General features: G+C 67.4%; 15 protein-coding genes. 7 read left to right on the forward strand and 8 right to left on the reverse strand.

The window, feature by feature from the left end; translation table 11 throughout:
* The 7 genes from GF405_00425 to GF405_00455 form a co-directional block, all read right to left on the reverse strand.
* A partial coding sequence (locus GF405_00425) for an ATP-binding cassette domain-containing protein (protein MBD3366619.1) occupies window positions 1-454 on the reverse strand: 454 nt, incomplete at its 3' end.
* Window positions 454-1,785 carry a PQQ-binding-like beta-propeller repeat protein gene (locus GF405_00430; GenBank protein ID MBD3366620.1) on the reverse strand — a complete coding sequence of 444 codons (1,332 nt, stop codon included), beginning with the start codon at window positions 1,783-1,785 and terminating at the stop codon, window positions 454-456. The genes GF405_00425 and GF405_00430, both read right to left, overlap by 1 nt.
* Window positions 1,786-1,850: 65 nt before the next feature.
* A complete protein-coding gene (locus GF405_00435; GenBank protein ID MBD3366621.1) occupies window positions 1,851-2,015 on the reverse strand; it encodes a hypothetical protein in 165 nt (54 codons plus the stop codon).
* A gap of 173 nt (window positions 2,016-2,188) precedes the next feature.
* Window positions 2,189-4,669, reverse strand: a complete 2,481-nt coding sequence (locus GF405_00440; protein ID MBD3366622.1) for a radical SAM protein — start codon at window positions 4,667-4,669, stop codon at window positions 2,189-2,191.
* 939 nt (window positions 4,670-5,608) lie between these two features.
* The gene (locus tag GF405_00445; GenBank protein ID MBD3366623.1) at window positions 5,609-8,698 is read right to left on the reverse strand and encodes a tetratricopeptide repeat protein; all 3,090 of its coding nucleotides are present in this window, start codon (window positions 8,696-8,698) and stop codon (window positions 5,609-5,611) included.
* A gap of 40 nt (window positions 8,699-8,738) precedes the next feature.
* Window positions 8,739-9,083 carry a hypothetical protein gene (locus GF405_00450; protein MBD3366624.1) on the reverse strand — a complete coding sequence of 115 codons (345 nt, stop codon included), beginning with the start codon at window positions 9,081-9,083 and terminating at the stop codon, window positions 8,739-8,741.
* 206 nt (window positions 9,084-9,289) lie between these two features.
* Window positions 9,290-10,114 carry a hypothetical protein gene (locus tag GF405_00455; protein MBD3366625.1) on the reverse strand — a complete coding sequence of 275 codons (825 nt, stop codon included), beginning with the start codon at window positions 10,112-10,114 and terminating at the stop codon, window positions 9,290-9,292.
* On the opposite strand from GF405_00455, the gene rlmN reads away from it, so the two are divergent.
* The 4 genes from rlmN (at window position 10,089) to sppA (ending at window position 16,034) form a co-directional block, all read left to right on the forward strand.
* Complete coding sequence (rlmN, locus tag GF405_00460; GenBank protein ID MBD3366626.1) at window positions 10,089-11,246, forward strand: 23S rRNA (adenine(2503)-C(2))-methyltransferase RlmN; 1,158 nt, start codon at window positions 10,089-10,091, stop codon at window positions 11,244-11,246. The genes GF405_00455 and rlmN overlap by 26 nt on opposite strands.
* A 58-nt stretch (window positions 11,247-11,304) precedes the next feature.
* Complete coding sequence (locus GF405_00465) at window positions 11,305-12,147, forward strand: hypothetical protein (protein MBD3366627.1); 843 nt, start codon at window positions 11,305-11,307, stop codon at window positions 12,145-12,147.
* Between the two features lie 39 nt (window positions 12,148-12,186).
* The gene (locus GF405_00470) at window positions 12,187-13,392 is read left to right on the forward strand and encodes a BamA/TamA family outer membrane protein (protein ID MBD3366628.1); all 1,206 of its coding nucleotides are present in this window, start codon (window positions 12,187-12,189) and stop codon (window positions 13,390-13,392) included.
* 149 nt (window positions 13,393-13,541) lie between these two features.
* Window positions 13,542-16,034, forward strand: a complete 2,493-nt coding sequence (sppA, locus tag GF405_00475; GenBank protein MBD3366629.1) for a signal peptide peptidase SppA — start codon at window positions 13,542-13,544, stop codon at window positions 16,032-16,034.
* 79 nt (window positions 16,035-16,113) lie between these two features.
* Here the strand turns inward: sppA and GF405_00480 are convergent, their stop codons facing one another.
* Window positions 16,114-16,947, reverse strand: coding sequence for a T9SS type A sorting domain-containing protein (locus GF405_00480; protein ID MBD3366630.1), 834 nt, complete (start codon window positions 16,945-16,947; stop codon window positions 16,114-16,116).
* A gap of 140 nt (window positions 16,948-17,087) precedes the next feature.
* Between GF405_00480 and GF405_00485 the strand changes: the two genes are divergently transcribed.
* From GF405_00485 to GF405_00495, 3 genes are all read left to right on the forward strand, one after another.
* Window positions 17,088-18,086, forward strand: coding sequence for a DUF624 domain-containing protein (locus GF405_00485; GenBank protein MBD3366631.1), 999 nt, complete (start codon window positions 17,088-17,090; stop codon window positions 18,084-18,086).
* Between the two features lie 207 nt (window positions 18,087-18,293).
* On the forward strand, window positions 18,294-18,665 hold the full coding sequence (locus GF405_00490; GenBank protein ID MBD3366632.1) for a DUF2089 family protein: 372 nt from the start codon (window positions 18,294-18,296) through the stop codon (window positions 18,663-18,665).
* A complete protein-coding gene (locus tag GF405_00495; GenBank protein ID MBD3366633.1) occupies window positions 18,622-19,425 on the forward strand; it encodes a hypothetical protein in 804 nt (267 codons plus the stop codon). Before GF405_00490 ends, GF405_00495 begins: the two co-directional genes overlap by 44 nt.
* The last annotated feature ends 86 nt before the right edge of the window (window positions 19,426-19,511 follow it).

Below are 19,511 nucleotides of genomic sequence, written 5' to 3' on the forward strand. Positions count from 1 at the left end.
GGGCCGGGGCGCCGAGCGCCCCGGCGACCCCCAGTTCCTCGGCCAGCTCCCGAACGTGCCGCCCGACGCGGGCGGCCGGCACGCCGCGGAGCGCAGCGAAGAACGTCAGGTTCCCCGCGGCCGTCAACCTCCAGTAGAACGACCGCATCGCTCCGAGCGAGAGTCCGATGGTCCGTCGCACGCGGTGAGCTTCCCGGACGCAGTCGGCCCCCAGAATGCGGACGGCGCCTCGACTCGGCGACACGAGGGTCGCCGCAATGCGGAGGGCCGTCGTCTTGCCGCAGCCGTTCGGTCCGACGAGCGCGGCCACCACCCCTGCCGGGACCGTCAGAGAAAGCTCCCTGAGGCCGACCCCGCCCGCGGCGCCCGGAAACGTCTTCGTCACGCCAACGAACTCGACCGCCGGACGCCGGGTGCGCTCGTTCTGCTGACTTCTGACCGGCACGCCGTTCATCACGGAGCGACCGGGATGAGCGATGTGCCGACGACCGAGAGGACGCCCTCGTTCGAGTCGAGCAGGACGGCCTGCACGTGAGCCCCGGCCGCGAAGCGCCCGAGGAGGAGTCTGGAACAGCCGTCAACCGGACCGGCCGCGTCGAGCTCACCGCCGGTCGCGGCGTCGAGGTAGTAGATGCGCTCCGTTGTCGCAACGACCAGACAGCGCCGACCGTCCGCCGTCGTGGCCGGAAGGGGCGCGTACTCGACGTTCCCCAGGACCTTCATCCTCCACAGCAGACTGTCGGTCCGCACGGAGTACGCGTGCGTCTCCCCGTCGGCCGTCGTGAACACGAGCTCTTCTCCCGGCGCCGGGTCGAGATCGAGCGCCGCGTAGCCGGACGCCGGCTCACCCGACTCCATGAGGAGCCGTTTGAGGGCCCGGGGGAGCCGCCTTCTCTGAGCGATCCGCCTGTGCTCGGTCCCCCCGAAGACCCTGGATGCGAGCGCTGCTCCGGAATCCCGGTCCAGGAGCAGCAGCGTCCCGTCCAGCGTGCCGACCACCAGGTCGTCATGACCTGCACCGTCGGCGTCGACCGCTGCGGGACAGGTGACCGCCGTGCCGGTCGGCACCATGCCGGACTTGTCGCCGAGCACGGTGCTCCAGACGATGTCCCCCGACGAGCCCAGGGCCACCAGTCGCGTGCGGTGCTGCCGGACGAAGACGCGGGGCCCCTGCCCGGTGTCGCTCAGAACCGACGGCATACGGAAGCCGTCGTCGAACCGCCCCCGGGGTTCCGGGCACGAGACGCGCCAGAGCTCCGAGAGGTCGTCCGAGCGCCGGCAGACGAGCGCGTCGTCGTACGCGCCTCCCGACGTGCAGACGATCTCATCGCGCCCGTCGCCTGTCACGTCACCGACCGCGAGCTCCCCGACCGTCCCTGGAAGCGAGGTCCGCGCCAGCACCTTCCCCGTCAACCCGTCGAGCGCGAGCAGCGTGTCCCCCGACGCCGCGACGACCGCGTCGAGCGGCCCCGGACCGCGGCGCGCCGGCACGGCGGCGGCCCGGGCGTCGAGGCGGCGCCGCCACAGCTCCGTACCGTCGCGTCCGCGGAGCGCCAGAAGCGTCATCGGACGGTTGCGGTCTCCGGCGAGCACGATGAGATCGGTTCGCTCCTCAGATGTCAGGCGGGCCGTCGAGACGTCCCTCGGTCGCCCCGCCTCCGGGGGAAGCCGCCGAGCCCATACAAGGGCCCCTGCCGACACGTCGTCGGCTCCGGGCGCCTCCGCGGCAGCCTCTCCGTTCGCTGCAAGCAGAAGGGCCGTCAGAAGAACGGAGAACCGGTTCATGGTCCCTCCCTCGAAGGGACGGCCCCGGCGGCGCCAACCCTCGGCGTCGCCGGAACCGCGCTCCGTCAGTAGTCCACCAGACACGCGTCCTTGTTCCCGCAGTTCCCGAAGTCGAAGCCGCACTCGTCGACGCTCCCGCAGGAACCCCAATCGAAGAAGATGTAGCAGAGAAGCTCGGCGGGCGCCTTCCGGGATGTCGTCCCGCCGTTTCCGAGCTTGATGTGCCTCACGTCGTCCCCCCTTCCACCCGACGTCGCCGGTCGGGGCCTCGCTCCGCGGCGCGACCCTCCCGGCTCAGTTCGTGTCTACGAAGCAGTTGTCCTTGCTGTCGCATCCTCCGCCGAAGTCAGCGATCCAGCAGATGTCGCTCTCCGGACAGTGCGCGTAGTCGATGAGGCAGATCTCACTCTCCTGTGTGTCCTTCCTCATGACCGGCGTCAACCGCCCCGACCCGTTCACAAGCCTGACCGTCTTCACATCCACCACCTCCCCTCTCCTCTTCCCGGGCCTCGTTTCCGCGTGCGCTCCTCTCGGCCGAGGGCGACACGCCGGCTGCCGAGTGGTCCCGTTCCGGCCGGCAATCGTCGTGCGCGGTCCGAAGGACCTCCCTGCGTCTCCCGTCGGGGATCCCCGCGTAGATCCACATCGAGAGCTCCAGCACCCTCCTGACGACTCGGCACCACGGGGACGTCCGCCCCGTGGTTCTCCCAGGCGACGCCTGCACGTCGTGGAGACACGGACCCCCGCAGAGGTGCCTCGCCCAGCAGGACGTACACGCCTCGCTGAACGACCTCAAGGCCGCGAGCTGCTCACGCGCCGCGCCGCGGTCGACGCCCGAAACGACGTGCCCGACCGATCGTTCCTCCTCACCCGCGAAGCGGTGACACACCTGAATGCTCCCGTCCGCCTCGACCGAGTAGTACCGGGCCCCGGCACCGCACGGAGCGAGACGGGGCGCCGCGCTGTCGAGCATCCTGAGCGCCTCCGCGAAGTTGCCGACCCGCAGTCTCCCGCCGCGGGCCGCGGCCGCCCGTTCCTCTGCCGCCAGCTCCTCGAACCCGTCGATCAGCCGCTCGGCGAAGGCGTCGGTCAGCTCGAGACCGCTGGCCGGCGCGAGATGGACGGAGACGCAGCCGAGGCTCACAATCTCACGGACGATCTCGGGAAGCGGAGTTGAACCGGGCGTGACCGTGGCCCGGGCGCCCACCCGCATGTCGTTGGGAAGCGAACGGAGGTTCCGCGCGATGCTCTCGAACGAGCCCCGGCCCTCGGCGTCGCGCCGCTCGCCGTCGTGCTCCGATGCGCCCCCGTCGAGACTGACCATGACGGACACACCGGCCGCGTTGAGGCCCGCGGCCACATCGGGCGTCAGCAGCGTTCCGTTCGTCGTCATGTGAAGGGCGACGCTGCGGCCCGCGTCGCGACCACGCCGGCGCGCGTACGACGCCACCTCCAGCACGAGGTCCCTTTCGAGCAGCGGCTCGCCGCCGAAGAAGATCAAAGACACACGGTCGCTTCCGAACGACTCTCTCATCAGGAGATCGACCGCTCGGCGCGCCGTCTCGAGGCTCATTGCGGAGACCGGGCGCCCGGTCGGTAGATAGCAGTAGCCGCAGCGGAGGTTGCAGCCGGTCGTCACGTGCAGCGAGAGGGCCGTGATCGGAGCCAGCTCGGCGGCGCCGACGTCCGGGGGCCATGCATCGACGCAGGTGGGACTGAAGCCGCCGCACAGCGTGAGACGCTCCAGCTCCTCCGCGGCCTCGTCGGCCGCTCCGCCGTAGTTGAACCGCGCCGTTTCGCGGGCCGGCGAGGAAGTCCCGGCCGCGTGCATGTCGGCCGCCGCGGGGTCGACCTCGAGGAAGAGACCGGAGGCTGCATCGTAGAGGAAGGTGTCGCCGCGAACGCCGAACGCGTGAAACCCCGCACCCGGTGTTCCTCCGTCTGTTCTCGGACGGTTGTCGAGGGCGGCACTGAGCGAGGACCGTCTGCTTCTCCAGGCCCCGCTGATGGATGCCCTCGCCCGGAGCCTCTCCAGGAACCCGGCCGCGGCCTTGAAGCCGGCCTCGAGAGCGGCGCCCGAGGCGGCCGCGTACTCCCCGTCAATGACGCCGAGCACGCTCTCCTCGACGCCGCTCGTCGCCATGAGGGCGCGCGCTTCGTCCGGGGCGATCTCCCCCGGAGCGTCCCTGTCGAGGGCGCAGGCCAGCATCCACGCCGGCAGCGTCCACCGCCCGGCGTTGAGGTCGGCCTCCAGGTCATCCATGTCGTCGGCAAGCTGATACCCGGCGTGGAAGCGGTCGAGTGCCTCCTCCAGGAGACCGAGTTCTGCGAGCGAGCCCGCGCTGAGCGTGACGGCCGCGCACGTCGACTTGAGCAGCGCGAGCCTCCGTCCGAGATGGCGCAGCGCCGTCTCGAGCTGCTCGCGTCCTACCACACTGCGCCCGGTCCGGGACCTGAGGACGGTCCGCTCCCAGACGAGTGCGGCCTCGTATTCGCCGAGGTATCGATCGATGTGCTGCCAGAGAAGTGGCCCCTCACACGCGAGATCGGTGTAGGTCCGCGAGAAGACCATGAGGCAGAGATCGGAGAGCGTCGCGCGCGCCGGCGACGGCTCGGCATCGCCGTCGAGCTCGTCGTCCTGAAGAAGGAAGTGCGCCGCGCCGGAGGCGTTCGCGAGCGCCATCCGTCGTGCCGCCTCGAGCGCACCCGGGAAGGGAGCGTCCTCGATGAGCAGGAACGGCAGTGCGAGCACGAGGTTGTCGGCTCTCAGACCACGGTCGAACCGTTTGCCCGGACCGATCCGCCCACCACGCACGATGTCCCGGAAGCGCTCACCGACGCGCCGGAGCTCATCGTGAAGACTGATATGAAGCCGCGTGAACACTGGACAGGTACCGAGGGGCAGGAGCGGCGGGGTCGTTCGAGACGAGAGCTTCGACGATGCTCTTGGTCTGGAGAAGGGTGAACCGTCGGCGAGGGGCCGTTCCCGGACGAGGTGAGGCCGGCAGACGGATTGCGGGAGACAGGTGAGCGGTCGTCTGCCGGCCTTCGTGGGCCACCCGATCCCTGGAGTGGAGGTGCCAGCAAGAACGTGACCAGAGCTGCCGAACGGGATCGGGCTGTGAGCGAAGAGCCTGCATGCGTTGCCGTTCCTCATCGAACGGCCGGCTCTTCCGGGAGAACTCCTTCCTCATGATGTCAACTTCGGAGACAGCCGGACGGTGTTGCCACCGCCCGGCCGCCGGACGTCACCCAAGAAACGGCGAAGCGATTCCGATGAGCAGGATCACAACCATGACTCTTATTCTCGCCGCGCTCGGCATGACGCCACCCTCTATGTGTTCCCTGCGTCTGCAGGGCTGCGCATTATCGGAAGGGTGAAGCAGACCAAAGAGCGACCGGACTCGCCCCCCCTGCTATGAACACCCATGGCCGCCTCGCCCTTCCATATCGGTTGTCAATGCGTTCCGACCATCTATATGGGCATGGGCTGTGCCAGAATCGCCCGGTTCGGCCCTCTCGGTCCGGGTTTCTTGATGTGCTGTAACATACTATAGGAATGCAACTTACAGGCTTCTAGCGACCGGGGTCGGCGATTCGCGAGCCACGCTCATGACAGGATCAGAACGCCCTCGTCCTCGAGTTCCGGCTGAAACGCTGTAAGTTGTTCTCCGCAAATGCCTTAGACGGCCGTCAGGAATTGGACGGTCCGTCAGGATTCTGACGGGGTCTGAGGCCTGCCCCGGCGTGGTTCGAGCCATGCGGGTGTGGTGTCGGGACGGTGGGATGCGGCCGCCGCTGCACCGGTGCGGCGCGCCCGGCATCAGCCGATGCCGTACTTCTTCATCTTCGCGTGGAGACCAGGACGGGAGAGACCGAGCTTGTCGGCGGCCGCCTGCTTGTTCCATCCGGTCTGTCCGAGGGCCTCGAGGATCCGGCTCTTCTCGAGGGACTCGACCTCCTGCTTGAGGCTCCGGCGGACGATCTCGTCCCCTGCCTCGGCGATCTCGTAGCGCGCTCTCAGCTCGGGACTCACCTTGTCGAGACCGATGGTCCCGCCCTCGTCGACCAGAGCGACGCCGCGCCGGACCTCGTTCTCGAGCTCACGGATGTTATTCCCGAGCCAGTCGTGCCGCATGAAGAGGTCGCGCACCTCGCGCGAGAAGCCGGCGACCGGCTTCCCCTCCTTCCCGGAGTAGAGCGTCAGGAAGTGCTCCATGAGAAGGGGGATGTCGTCCTTCCGCTCGCGCAGCGGAGGCACTTCGATGACGACAGCGCACAGCCGGTAGAACAGGTCGCGACGGAAGCGGCCCGCCTTGACCTCCTCTCCCAGGTCCTTGTTGCTCGCCGACACGACGCGAGCGTCACTGGTTCTCGTCACGCTCTCGCCGACGCGGCGATATTCACCGTTCTGCAGGAACCTCAGGAGCTTCACCTGGAGCTCTGTGCTCATCTCCCCGATCTCATCGAGGAACAGCGTGCCGCAGTCGGCCGCGGCGACGAGACCTTCGCGGTCGCGGTCGGCGTCGGTGAACGCGCCCTTGACGTGCCCGAAGAGCTCGCTCTCCTGGAGGTGGGGGGCGATCGCGCCGGCGTTGAGCGCCACGAAGCGCCCCTTGCGGCTTCGCCCGCCCTCGTGGATGGCCCGGGCGATGAGCTCCTTCCCGACGCCCGATTCGCCCCGGATGACGACCGGGACACGGCTGTCGCGCAGACGCTCGACGCTCGCGAGGATCGCCAGCAGCCCGGGGTCACGCGTGATGATGCCGTACTGCTCGGGCGAGCTGCCGAGTTCCTCGGACAGTGCACCGTCGGCGTTCCAGCCGGCCGCGTCCCCGACCCGCGAGCTCGCGAGCCCCAGGAGTCTGGCAGCGGCGCCGACGAACTCGATGTCGTCCTGTGTGAACGGCGTGGTCTCCCCCGACCTGTCCGCGTAGAGCAGGAAGGAGCGGTCGCGCGAGAGCCCTACCTGCACTGGGATGAACGCCAGTGCGCTGACACCGTTCGGGACGCTCCCGGACACGGAAGCCCCGTCGCTCAGTACGAGAGGCCTTCGATGCCCACGGTTGGCGACGGTGGTCCGCACGAAGCGGGCGACCTCGCCGACTCCGCGCCCCGACGTGTCGGCCGACGTGGCGACCGCCGGCTGACCGTCACCGGAGACAGAGAAGAGCACGAGTCGGTCGGCGCCGAGCGCGGCCGCGATCTCAGAGGCCGTGCGATGGAGGTCACCGGCCGTCGGCTCCGAGGTCTCGAGGAAGCGGTAGCCGTCGGCGATCAGCGCGTACCGCGCGTGCTTCGCAATCGCGGCGTCCGCAAGCTCGGCGTCCAGTCCTCTGAGCGCCGCGTCGACCTGCGCGACGCCGTGTGCATCGTGTGACTGGGTGAACTTGAGCCGGGCGCGCTCGAGCCACGGCCTGGCTCGGTCGGGCTGTCCGGCCTGATGCAGCGCCTTGCCGCGCTCCAGCTCGCAGAGGGCCACCCAGTGCGGCAGTCCGATGCGGGCGAAGGCCGATTCGGCCGCCGAGAAACGGGCCTCGATCCGGTCGAGCGGGACCGCGGCCCCCACGGCTGCGCTGTCGCGGAGTCCGATGGCGTCGACCATCGCGATCCTCGCCAGCTCGAACGACTCTCCCGCGCGTCGCAGGATGTCCTCGGCCCGGTTGACGAGAACCTCGGCGGCCGTGTTGTCGCTCCTGGAGTAGCAGATCTCGGCGAGCACCCGGAGGAGCGCTCCCTCCTCCAGGCGGTCGTCGATCGAACGCGCGAGCTTGATGCCGTCCGAGCAGTCGCGCTCCGCCTCGTCGACGCGACCGAGCGCGAAGAGCACCTCGGCTCTACGCCGGAGAACCTCGCCGACGACGTCGCTCGCCGCACCGAGTCGATAGGCGCACCCGAGCGCTCTCGTCAGCGTACCGAGGGCATTCTCGTGCTCTCCCTGATCGGCTTCGAGTTCACCGACGACCTCGAGCGTCACGGCCTCCGCTCTCAGATAGCCGTGCTGCCGGCTGAGTCGGAGTGCCTCATCGAGCGCCTCCCGCGCCAGACCCCACTCACGCCGCATGCGGTGGAGGTTCCCGAGCGCCGTCCGCGTCGCCACGAGACCGCGGGTCGCTCCGATGCGGGTGTACAGACGGCGCGCCTCGGAGAGCCGCTCCTCGGCCTCCGCGTGGCGCGAGAGCCTCATCATGATGATGCCGATGTTGGTGAGTCGGTCGGCTATCGCCGATGTCCTTCCGAGCCTGCGGTCGATGGAGAGAGCGCTCTCGAGATGCTCGAGCGCCGCGTGCAGGTCGCCGGTCCTCTTGGCGAGGACGCCGAGGTTGTTGTAGGCGATCGCGAGACCCGCCTCGTCACCGAGACGCTTCTGGGCGACGAGGTAGTCGGTGAAGTAGTCGCGGGCCGCCTGGATGTTCCCGAGCTCCGCGTTGGCGACGCCGAGGGCCTTGCCCGCCTCGGCGAGGAGCTCGCTGTCCGGCCGGGTCCTCAGAACCTCGTAGGCCTTCTGCGCGGCCCGGAGCGCCTCGTCGTATCGACCGCTCTCGATCTCGACGCGCGCCAGGACGACGTTCGCCTCGGCCCAGACGTCGTCCTCCTCCTGGTCCAGCTCCAGATCATCGAGCTCCGCGATGATCGCTCTGGCTTCCGTGTAGTCGCCGAGGGCCGCGTGGCACTTCGCGGTCCGGACCAGCACGAGACCCAGCTCCTCATCACTCAGCGAGTCGCCGAGGTCATCCACGGTCGCCTGGGTGAAGTAGCCGAGCGCGTCACTGTAGTTGTCGGACTCCAGATACAGATCGCCCAGACGCATGGCGGTGAGGGCCGCATCGCGCGCGCTCCTCGACGCCATCGCCCGGCGGAACGCCTCGAGCATCTCGCGTTCGAATCTGTCGTCCGGTCGCTCGTCAGCCACTGGTCCGGTCCTCGTGCCAACGGTACGGCTTGAAGCCGCGTTACCTCGCGAAGAACATGACGGTCATGATGTTGACGAAGATCCTGATCCCGGTGCCGAGATCCGGCGTTCCGGTCTGAGCCCTCTCGAGCCCATGATCCCCGCCGCCACCAGCTACGCCCTCGTCGGGATCCGGCTCGTCCGGGTCCCCTGCGACAGGTGATGTATTGCCCCAACGATCATCGTCCCCGTTGAAGCCGCCGCCGGAGTCCTTGTGGAGGACGCCGGTCAGCTCCCCGTCGCTGTCCGCGAGGCTCACCTGGACACCCGCGCCGGCCGCGCCGGCCAGTGCGCCCAGGCAGAGCGCGAGGACCACAAGCAGGGCTATGGTCTTCCTGCGGTTCACGGTGCTCCTCCTTGTGGTACTGCACGAACTGTGGATCAGATACGGTCCATCCGCCGGCAAGATGCGCCTGTGCACCCGCCGGCGGCGGGTCGACGCACGGAAAGAGGGGTTTGTCCGGTAGGGGGTCTACCTTCTTCCACCCCTATTGTATCACCGTCCGTTCGAGCCCGTCAACGCAGAACAGGAGTTCGATTATTGATTGTCGGTCATTCCTGATCATCGGCCCCCGTGAGCCGGACGCCGGTGTGTTCCGCTCTCCCCTCTTCAGATGCCCCACCAGCCGGCAGGTTGGCGAGAACCTGCTCGATCAGGGCGTGGAGCGTCCTCTCGAAGATCCTGCGCCCCTTCTCCTCGCCCGCGGCTTCGGGCCGTCCCTCAGCACCCGAGCGCCCGGGCGTCCGGGCCGTCCCGATGCCCTCGGGGTAGGCGTGGTAGCGGGTCTCAAGCTCCTCGCCGGGGCCTCCCTCCGCCCTGTCGGTCCTCACGAGCTCGGGCCTGAGGTAGAGCATCAGCGACGTCTCAACCTCCCCGGCGTGCTCGACACCGTCCTGTGCGTCGAGCAGGTCGCTCACATCTGTCCAATATGGGAAGAGCACGAAGAGCCTGCAAGCGCCGTCGACGAGCAGCGGGCGGGCCGCCTCCTTGATCGCCTCGTGATGTGCGAAGCTGAACCCGTCCGCGGCGCAGCCGTGCGCCGTCACGACATAGAATGTCCGGAAGCCGTGGCGCGTCCAGTCCTCAAGGAGCGACCTGAGCGACGACCGCAGCGCGTCGAACGAGAACCCCGCAGTGCCCGGCATGTGCCTGTCGCACGGGAGGTTGACACCGTAGGCCAGGGGCGGAGACACGGGAACGCCGGTCTCGGCAGCGATGGCGTCCGCGTACGCCTGTGCGATGATCGCGTCGGTCGCGAGCGGCATGTGTCGTCCGTGCTGTTCGCAGGTGCCGATGGGGATGATGAGGCCGTCGTGCCGGTTCAGGTAGTCGCCGACCTCTTCCCACGTCATGTCTCCGAGTCGCATCACACGCATCTCCGTGGTTCGCCCGCAGGGGCTCGGTCCGCTTGGGGAATCGCTCGGGAACCTGTACAATCTTGCAGCACCACTGCCCGGGAGGCAACACGTGGATCAAGAGCGACCGGACCTGAAGAACCTCTCGCTCGAGGGTCTCGAGGAGCTCCTCAAAGCAATGGGAGAGCCCCGATACCGCGCGGACCAGATCGCAGCATGGGTGTTCCCGCGCGGCGTGACGAGCTTCGAGGCGATGACCGACCTGTCGAAGGACCTCCGGCACAGACTCGGCGAGCAGGCGCGCATAACGGGCTCCGAGATCGTTCGTTCCGAGAGGTCGCAGCTCGACGGAACGGAGAAGCTCCTGCTCGCATATGAAGACGGTGCGCGGGTCGAGGCCGTCCTGCTGCGCGACAGCGACCGCACGACCGGCTGCATCTCGACGCAGGTCGGCTGTCGTCTCGGCTGCACGTTCTGCGCGACGGGAGCGATGGGCTTCGAGCGCGACCTGACCGCTGCCGAGATCATCGAGCAGATCCAGGCGCTCCGCAGGAGCGCTGAGCCGGACAGACTCGACAACGTCGTCTTCATGGGGATGGGCGAACCGCTTGACAACTACGACGCGACCCTTCGGGCCGTCAGGACAGCCAACGCGCCGTGGGGTTTGGGGATCGGCGCCCGGAGGATGACGATCTCGACCGCCGGTCTCGTGCCCGGCATACGAAGACTGGCCGACGAGGGGCTCCAGGTGAACCTGGCCCTCTCGCTGAATGCCCCAGACCAGGAGCTGAGGGCGAAGCTGATGCCGATCGCCGAGAGGTACCCCCTCCCCGAACTCATCGGCGCCCTCAAGGAGTACGTGCGCAAGGTGGGAAGGCTCATCACTCTGGAGTACGTCCTGCTTGGAGGCATCAACGACACGCAGGCGTGCGCCGACGGGCTGGCCGACCTCGCGGGAGGTCTGCTTTGCAAGGTCAATCTCATCTGCTATAATGAAATTGAGAACGTACCGTTCTCACCCCCTGACGATCAGACACAGGAGATGTTCTACGCCCGGCTGCGTCGGCGCTGTCCGACGGTGGTTCGGCGCATCAGTCGAGGAAGCGACATCGCAGCCGGATGTGGACAGCTCCGCATTCGAAAGACCGACTGAAGGGACGGGTACGCCCGGAGACACACGGCGCCGCACGGCACCGCCTCCGGCAACCGACGTGAAGCTGACGACGATCACAGCGATCCTGCTGCTCATGACGGCCGGCGCAGCGACGGCCCTCGATGCCGCCGGCGTGGCCGCGGACACATGGGCGGCGGCCGCCGTCGCGACACCGCCTCTGAACGACGAGACGACCGGCGACGGGCCGTTCGTCACGACCCCGCCGATCCCGTTCACGCTGGACGCACTCGAGCAGAGGATCACAGCTTCCCTGCCCCCGTACTGGAAGATCGTGGAGGCGGACCGGGGACGCGCGCCGATCGGCTGGGACGGACCTGAGAACGGCCTCTACGTCATGGCGGAGGATACGCGCACGAGGTTCTTCCACCCGAACGGCTTCCACTACTTCTCATTCTACCGCGTCTGGATCATGCCCTCGAACTGGGAGGGCGAGATGCGCAAGACCCCCTACGTCACCGACAGCTCGCCCGCGTTCCTGCTGGGTGTCGACGACGAGTTCGTCGCCTTCTACCACACGGCGGGCGGGAATGTCTGGCCCGAGGGTCCGAAGGCGCTCTGCGGGGCGCTCGGCACCGACGACCTGTGTCACACCAGCACCTCGCGACGGGTCATCGACCTCGAGTTCGAGAAGCGGCTCGTGTCTGGCGGCGACGAGCGCCTCTCGCTGACGCGCGACCGGATCATCGGACTGACGGGCGGAGACAACGCCATCTACCTGGAGTACATCTTCACCCGCGCGGACGAGAGAGCCATGCCGGAGCTCAGTGCGCTGACCGACAGCATCATCATCGACGTCTTCGAGGCCTTCCCCGAGATCGACTCGCTCTACCTCCGACGTTGCACGAGCGACACCTTCACTGATACGATAGTCTCCCGGTAGTCGTTCACACGAGACAGTACGCGTCCACGGGAGAAAGCCATGCGGCTCATCCTCACAGGTCTGGCGTGCGCGCTCGCCGCGCTCTGTCTTCCGCTCCCCGCGCCGGCCGGTGAAGGCGCCGAAGAGGACCCCTTCATCACCGTCGAGGGACGGGAGTTCGTCGACCTCTGCTTCGAGAACGGCGGCTGTCTGGGCCCCTCAGCCAACCTCTATTACAATCGGGTCGACGGGCTTCTGTTCTACATGGGACTCGAGTACCGGGCCGACCGTCTGCTGCATCCGCGCATGCGGGCGCTTCTGGGATGGCCGTCGGCGCGGGACGACGAGTACTACCGGTTCGAGATCGAGCAGCCCATCTGGTCGCCCGATGGCTTCTCTGTGGGCGTCGAGCTCTACGAGAAGACCGCCTGGTCGGACGACGACGACGAGTTCGTTTCGGACTTCGGGAACAACTTCCGGGCGTTCTTCCTGCGAAGGGACTACCGTGATTACTGGCGCGCCGACGGCGTGACCCTCTTCGCGCAGCACCATGCGACGCCGGAGCTCACGCTTCGCGTCGAGTACAGGAACGATCTCATAACGACCCTGCACGCGAAGGAGAGCGTCTGGACGGCCTTCGACCGCGACGACGAATGGCGCGAGAACCCACCGCTCGCCGTCGGGATCCTCGACGCCCAACGCGAGTTCGAGGGCAGGATGCGCAGCGTCTACACGTCGGTCGTCTACGACTCCAGGAACCGCTACAGCCACACGGGCTGGCGGGGCCGCTTCTTCGTCGAGGTCGCGCCGGAGGGGCTCGAGGGGGACTACGAGTTCCGCCGGTACTGGGCCGACGCCGAGTGGCTCACGCGGCTCACCTCGACCCAGACGATGACGTTCCAGGGACGCTGGGGCATCGGAAGCGGGACCGATTTCCCTTCGAACAGGCTGTTCCATCTCGGTGGCGAGCACGACCTCCGGGGCTACGAGCTCAAGGAGTTCTCGGGAAAGGACCTGCTCTTCGGCCGGATCGAGTACGGCATCAGGATACGGCCGGCGCTGAAGACGATATTCTTCGTCGACGGCGGCGAGACCTCGTACGCGGCCGACACCCCGGAGGCCGACGACTCGGACGGTTTCGTCTGGGACGTCGGTATCGGCTTCCGCTTCGACGCGCCGGGTTTGGGCGACATACGGCTGGACTTCGCTCGGCCGGTCACGGACGAGGAGCGCGACATACAGGTCGATTTCGAGATGTACTACTAGCGCGGCACGCCTCCCTCCCGCCTGACCAGGGGAGGCTCATTCCAGACAGGCGCGGCACGCTTCACATCGGGCTCGTGCGAGCCCCGAGTCGGACAGGTACGACCGGGACGCGCGGCGGTCGGCCAGGAAACCGTAAGGAGGAGAAGACGATGAGAGGGATCATGGTGGCAGCCGCCGTGCTTCTGGCAGTGGCCCCGGGGCACGCTCAGTTCGTCGACGACGTGTGGGTGCACGAGGGCGCGTCGGTTGCCTATTCGGATAACGCGTCCGCGGTCTTCGTGAACCCGGCCGGGCTCGGCATGTACAACGAGTCGAACGCGTGGAGCACGGTCTCGATGGTCGGCGACGACGTCGCGCGCTTCGGCGGCGCGATGAAGCTCGGCGGCCTCGGCATCGGATACCGGCGCGATCTCATGTGGGAGGAGGCCGACGGCGGTCTCCGGCCCGGAGACGACGCGGTCGACACGGCCGTCATCGGGGTGGGTTTCGGCGAGAGCCGCGTGTGGAGCGTCGGACTCGATTACCGCTGGATCCGTCCGAACTACGGAGACGAGGAGCGCGTCGGCACCTGGGACGCCGGTGTGATGGTGCGCCCCACGCGGTGGCTCTCGGTCGGCGCTGCGGCTCACAACATCTCTGAGCCCGATTTCGCGGTACCCGGTGGGACCTCACGCGGCGGCGCTTCCTCGAGGATGACCTACACGGCCGGGGTCGCGCTCCGTCCCGCGGGCGACCGCCTCACGTTCATGGTCGACGGAAGCCTCCCCCGCGAGGAGGACCTCGATCGGACGGTGCTGAGCGCCGGGCTCGAAGCCGTGATTCTCGACGGCGTCACGCTGCGGGGCGCCATGACGGTCTACCCGGACGACATGAACCGCGACAATGAGGAGAGTTTCGGCCTGTGGTTCGACATGACGTCGTTCGGCACGGGCGCCTCCTACCGCTCGTACGAACCCGCCGCGGAGGACATTTACACACTGCACCTGACGACGAGCGTCGAGCGGCAGCGGACCATCTTCTCGTCGGGCGGCTCGATCGCAGAGATCAAGGTCGCCGGTCCCCTGAGCGACGGCCCGGCCGGATGGAGCCTCTTTGGAACGCCCCGAAGAAGCGCGCAGAGCATCATCCGCGAGATCAGAAAGGCCTCTGAGAGCGGAGAGGTGGATGTCCTTCTTCTGAGGATCCGCCCCGTCGGGGGCGGCTTCCTCGGCGGTCCGTCCGCCCTTCTTCAGGAGATCCGGCAGGAGGTTGTCGCGGCCCGCGAGGAACACGGCCTCAAGGTCGTGGCCTTCCTCGAGTACGGAGGCGGAACGCCGGAGTACTACCTGGCGTCCGCCGCCGACGAGATCGTCCTTGACCCGTCCGCGTTCCTCGACGGCATCGGCAGCTATGTCACCGTCACGAAGTTCACCGGCTCGGCCGGGAAACTCGGCATCGAGTTCGACTACTTCACGGCGGGCGGGTTCAAGAGCACGTTCCACCAGCTCGGTCCGGACTCGCTGACGGCCGACCAGGCCGAAGAGGTGCAGGAGCTCGTGGACGCGACGTTCGACGTGACCGTCGACGCGATCCTCGACGGGCGACGCATGTCGGCGTCCGAGTTCGCGGCCGTCGCTGACGGGAGGCCGCTCATCCCCGAGGAGGCGCTCGAGCTCGGTCTCGTTGACACGCTAGGCGGCATCCGCGCCGCGAAAGCGACGGCGGCGAAGCTCAGAGACGGAAAGGTGCCGGAGGATCCGTCGTCCGTCGGAACGGTGAACGTCGCTGGATGGCGGGACCGAACGTACGCATGGAACCGCGGCCCCACGGTCGCCGTCATCGGCGCGTACGGGGGGATCCACGTCGGGGAGGGCGGGAACGATCCCGTCATGGGCGGCTCGTCCATCGGTTCCGAGACGCTCTCCAGGCTGATCGAACACGTCCGGCAGGACGACTCGATCGAGGCCGTCGTGCTCCGCGTCGACAGCGGCGGGGGGAGCGGCCTGGCGACCGACATCATCATGCGCGAGCTCATCCTGCTCGCCGACAAGAAGCCGCTCATCGTCTCGATGGGGAACTTCGCCGCGTCAGGAGGCTACGGCATCTCGGTGCCCGCCCATCACATCGTTGCGGATCCCCTCACACTGACGGGGAGCATCGGAGTCGTGGGCATGAAGCCCGTTCTCGCGGAGCTCTACGAGAAGATCGATGCCCGGCACGAGACCTTCAAGAGCGGCAGGCACGCCGACATCTGGACGGACAAACGCCACATGACGGACGAGGAACTCCGCATGGCGGACGACTTCATGAACTGGTTCTACGAGGACTTCGTCGCGAGCGTGGCCCAGGGCCGGGACATGACCCCCGAGGAGGTCAAGAAGCTGGCCGGGGGCCGTGTCTACACCGGCCGTCAGGCACTCGACATCGGGCTCGTGGACGAACTGGGGGGTCTCTCGGACGCCGTCGACAGGGCGTGTGAGGAGATCGGCGTCTCGAGGGACGACGCCACCGTCGTGACAGTTCGGGAGCGGGAGTCGTTCTTCGACGTGTTCCTGTCGAGGACGGTGTCGAACCTTGGACTCCACCGGTTCTTCGGGCGCGGCGGGATGCAGGCGAACGACCTCGCACGGCTCGAGGCGGTGCGCGGTCTCCTGGACCGATAGACCGTTTCACACGATCCAGACGAGCGAAGGCCCCGGCGGCAGGCCGGGGCCTTCGTGTTGTGAGCCGTCCTTCGAGGTGCTACCTGAGCTTGACGAGCTTCCCGGAGACGGACTCCTCGCCGGCACTGAGCCTCGCGAAGTAGACGCCCGCCGAGCACGGGCGCCCGTCGTCGGCGCGGCCGTCCCACGACGCCGCGTGCTCTCCCGCCGGCAGACGTTCATCGACCAGTGTCCGCACGTGACGCCCGGTAACGTCGTACAGATCCAGCCGGACGCTCTGAGCCGACGGCAGCGCGAACGCGAGCTGCGACGAGGAGACGAACGGGTTCGGGCTCGGTGGCGCCAGCGCGATCTTCGTCTCCGCGATCTCGTCGACTCCGGTCGCCTGCGCCGGAGCGAACGCAGCCTGGAAGACCTCGTTCATGACGGGGATGTCCCACGCGGTCGACGGGTTCGTGCCGCCCGGCTTCTGGACCCACGCGGCCACACCCATATCCTCGTAGTTCCATGAGGGGTCGACCGTGAAGGTCCTCCGGATCGAAAGGGTCTCGTTCTTCGAGATGCTGAACGCGTCGCCCGTCACCGCCGTCAGGAACTCCTTCGCGTGGTACGGCAGATGGGTCTGGGTGCCGCTCGCTCCCGGAACATACTCGTCGAGCACAGCGACCATCACGAACCGCGCATCGAGCACGTCATCCGTGGCGATGATGGTGGCAGTGAAGTCGCCGGGTCCGTTCTCCACAACGTCCATGATGAGCGGAGAGGGAACGGCGGACAGCGAGTTATAGGTGCTCTCGAGCAGCGAGGTCGGCCAGATATCGGTGAGGCCGTCGCCGCAGATGGTCGGCATGGCCTGAATGCCGTAGTAGGACCGTCTCGCCGGGCCGAACGAATCAACCCAGTCGTACCCCACGAGGACGAGCTCGTCGTGCGTGTAGTTCCTGTGGAAGTCATTGACCGCGACCGCGGCCGAGGGACAGGTACCTCACCACGAGGCTGTGTAGTGTTCGTAGAGGACCGTCCGCGGCGCGGCCGCGCCCCCCGTGGCAAGCAATGCGATGGCAGCAAGAGACAGAAGAAGCGTCTTGTACACGCCACCCTCCTTCCCGGTATGGGCGCTTCACGTTGCGTCGAGCGTCACCGCTACGCGCTGCATGGGTCGTCTGGGCAGCGTGTCTCGTTGCGAGAGCGAGGCCCTCCGGGCCCCGTAACCTTATGATACCACAGCCCAGGCCCCGAGGCAAGAAGGCGACCGCTCCCGCGCTGCGGTTGTGCTCGCGCGCGCAACATCCTATCATCGCATCGTTCAGACGAATGGAGACCAGCATGCCGACCGCGCGTCCCAGCCATCCCAGGGCCGCCGAGCTTCTGGCGCCCGCCTTCCGGACCGCCCTTTGGCGGGTCTACGACCATCTGGGGTATCTCATCCTGCTCAACATCATCTGGCTCGGCCTCCTCATCCCCGTCGTCACGGCCCCCGCCGCGACGGCGGCGCTCTTCGCCACCGCCCGCCGCATCGCCCGGAACGAGCAGACGAGCATCCGGGACTTCTTCCGGTCGTTCGTCGACCTCTTCCCGACCTCGCTCCTTCTCGGAGTGTTCTCTCTCGGCCTCTTCTTCATCCTCTGGGTCGGCATCGATTTCTACAGCCACCTCGGTGGCGCGCTCCGCTATCCCGGTTTCCTCCTGGCCGCCCTCCTCGTGTGGCTGGGTGTCTTCGTGCTGCTCATGCACGCCCACATCATGCCGGTCCTCGCCCACGGCGATCGACGGTTCATCTCGATCCTCCGGAAGTCGGCCCTCCTCACACTCGACAATATGCTCTTCACCACCGGGATCCTGGTCCAGACCGTCGCCCTCGCCGCGCTCTGCGTCGTGACCGGCGCCGGACTGGTCCTGATCGCGGGGAGTCTCATCGCGGTGCTCCTCGTCTCGGGCCACCGGGTGCTCCTCCGCCGGTACCGTCCCGACGACCCGGACCTCCGGGACGACCCGGAGACGCGGACGTGGCGCGACCTCTGGCGCCCCTGGGAATCGAAGGCCCGCGGCTGACCGCTCCAACCTCCTGCCCCACAAGCGATTGAGGAGACCCGCCTCCCTGATGTGAAGGCGGGCCTCATCAATCTTAATCTCCATATTAACAAAGTTAATGTCCCAGGTGGATTTCGCTTGACATCGCGGAGCAGCGGTTCTATTATTGCATCTGACAGTTGAAGTAATTGAGGTCTGCACTCAACATCTGGAAGGGAGCGCTCAATGATCCACAAGCAGCCCGGCGCCTGCCCTGTCTGCGGAGGCGAGATGATCATCAAGGAGCTGGAGTGCCCCACGTGCGACATTCGTGTCGACGGCTCCTTCGAAACCTGCCCGTTCTGCGTGCTGACGCCCGAGCAGCTTGAACTCATCAAGATCTTCCTCAAGTCGCGCGGGAACATTCGGGAGGTCGAGCGCGAGCTCGGCATCTCCTACCCCACGGTCAGGGGAAGGCTCGACGCGATCGTCAGGAAGCTCGGCTTCCAGCCGACGACCGAGGTCACCGACACGGTCAAGGAGGAGCTTCTCGCGAAGCTCGAATCGGGAGAGATCGATGCAGACGAATTCGTACGACGACTGGATGAGGCGGCCGCTTAGCAGCGCGGTCTGCCCGACCGAGGATATCTGGCCGGCCGTGACACGGGTCGACCGCGTGCCCGGCATCGCGCGCTATTCACACGGACATCCGCCGAACGCCGGACCCGCCAGGTTCCACCGCGGACCGCACGGCGCAGGCCACGGACGACCGACAACGAGGGAGGCATTCATGAAGGAGGAGAAGCTCCGCATTCTCAAGATGGTCGAGGACGGCAAGATCAGCGCCGACGAGGCCGCGAGGCTCATCGAGGCGCTCGATAAGAGCGACAACAAGCCGACCGAGCGCGACCTGAAGAGACGCTGGCTCAAGGTCCAGGTAACGAAGGACGGAGAGCAGAAGGTCAACCTGAGAGTCCCTCTCGCTCTCCTGAAGTTCGGGTTCCAGTTCGCCCCGATGGCGATGAAGCACGGCATGGAGAAGAAGCGCGCCAGGGCGGAACGCGTCCGCGCGAAGATGGAAGCGAAGATCGAGAAGGCCCGCGAGAAAGCCCGCGTGAAGCTCGAGAAGCAGCTGGGTCCCGACGCCGACATCGATGGGATCCTGGACGGGATGTTCGACGGCGCCCTCGAGGAGGAGCTGGCATCGGCCGGGATAAACGGCGCGCATGTCCACGGCGCCATCGGTGACGCGCTCGGGAAGGGGTTCGACCTCGACCTCGACAAGATCCTCGAGATGGCGCAGGAGGAAGGCTTCGACGGGAAGATCCTCGACGTGCAGGACGACGAGGACGGCGAGCACGTCGTCATCAGGCTGGAGTAGTGAGCCGGGGCCGGTGCGCCCGGCTCAGCCCCCCCGAGGGCACGTCTCGGCTGACGCTGTCCTCACAGAGAGGCCCGGCGCCGTCA

Source organism: Candidatus Effluviviaceae Genus V sp. (assembly GCA_014728125.1).
Taxonomy (GTDB): Bacteria; Joyebacterota; Joyebacteria; order Joyebacterales; family Joyebacteraceae; genus WJMD01.

Bases quoted from the DNA above. Each gene is read 5' to 3' on its own strand.
- GF405_00430 (MBD3366620.1), bottom strand. From the start codon at position 1,785: ATGAACCGGTTCTCCGTTCTTCTGACGGCCCTTCTGCTTGCAGCGAAC.
- rlmN (MBD3366626.1), top strand. From the start codon at position 10,089: ATGTCTCCGAGTCGCATCACACGCATCTCCGTGGTTCGCCCGCAGGGG.
- GF405_00455 (MBD3366625.1), bottom strand. From the start codon at position 10,114: ATGCGTGTGATGCGACTCGGAGACATGACGTGGGAAGAGGTCGGCGAC.
- GF405_00470 (MBD3366628.1), top strand. From the start codon at position 12,187: ATGCGGCTCATCCTCACAGGTCTGGCGTGCGCGCTCGCCGCGCTCTGT.
- sppA (MBD3366629.1), top strand. From the start codon at position 13,542: ATGAGAGGGATCATGGTGGCAGCCGCCGTGCTTCTGGCAGTGGCCCCG.
- GF405_00485 (MBD3366631.1), top strand. From the start codon at position 17,088: ATGCGATGGCAGCAAGAGACAGAAGAAGCGTCTTGTACACGCCACCCT.
- GF405_00495 (MBD3366633.1), top strand. From the start codon at position 18,622: ATGCAGACGAATTCGTACGACGACTGGATGAGGCGGCCGCTTAGCAGC.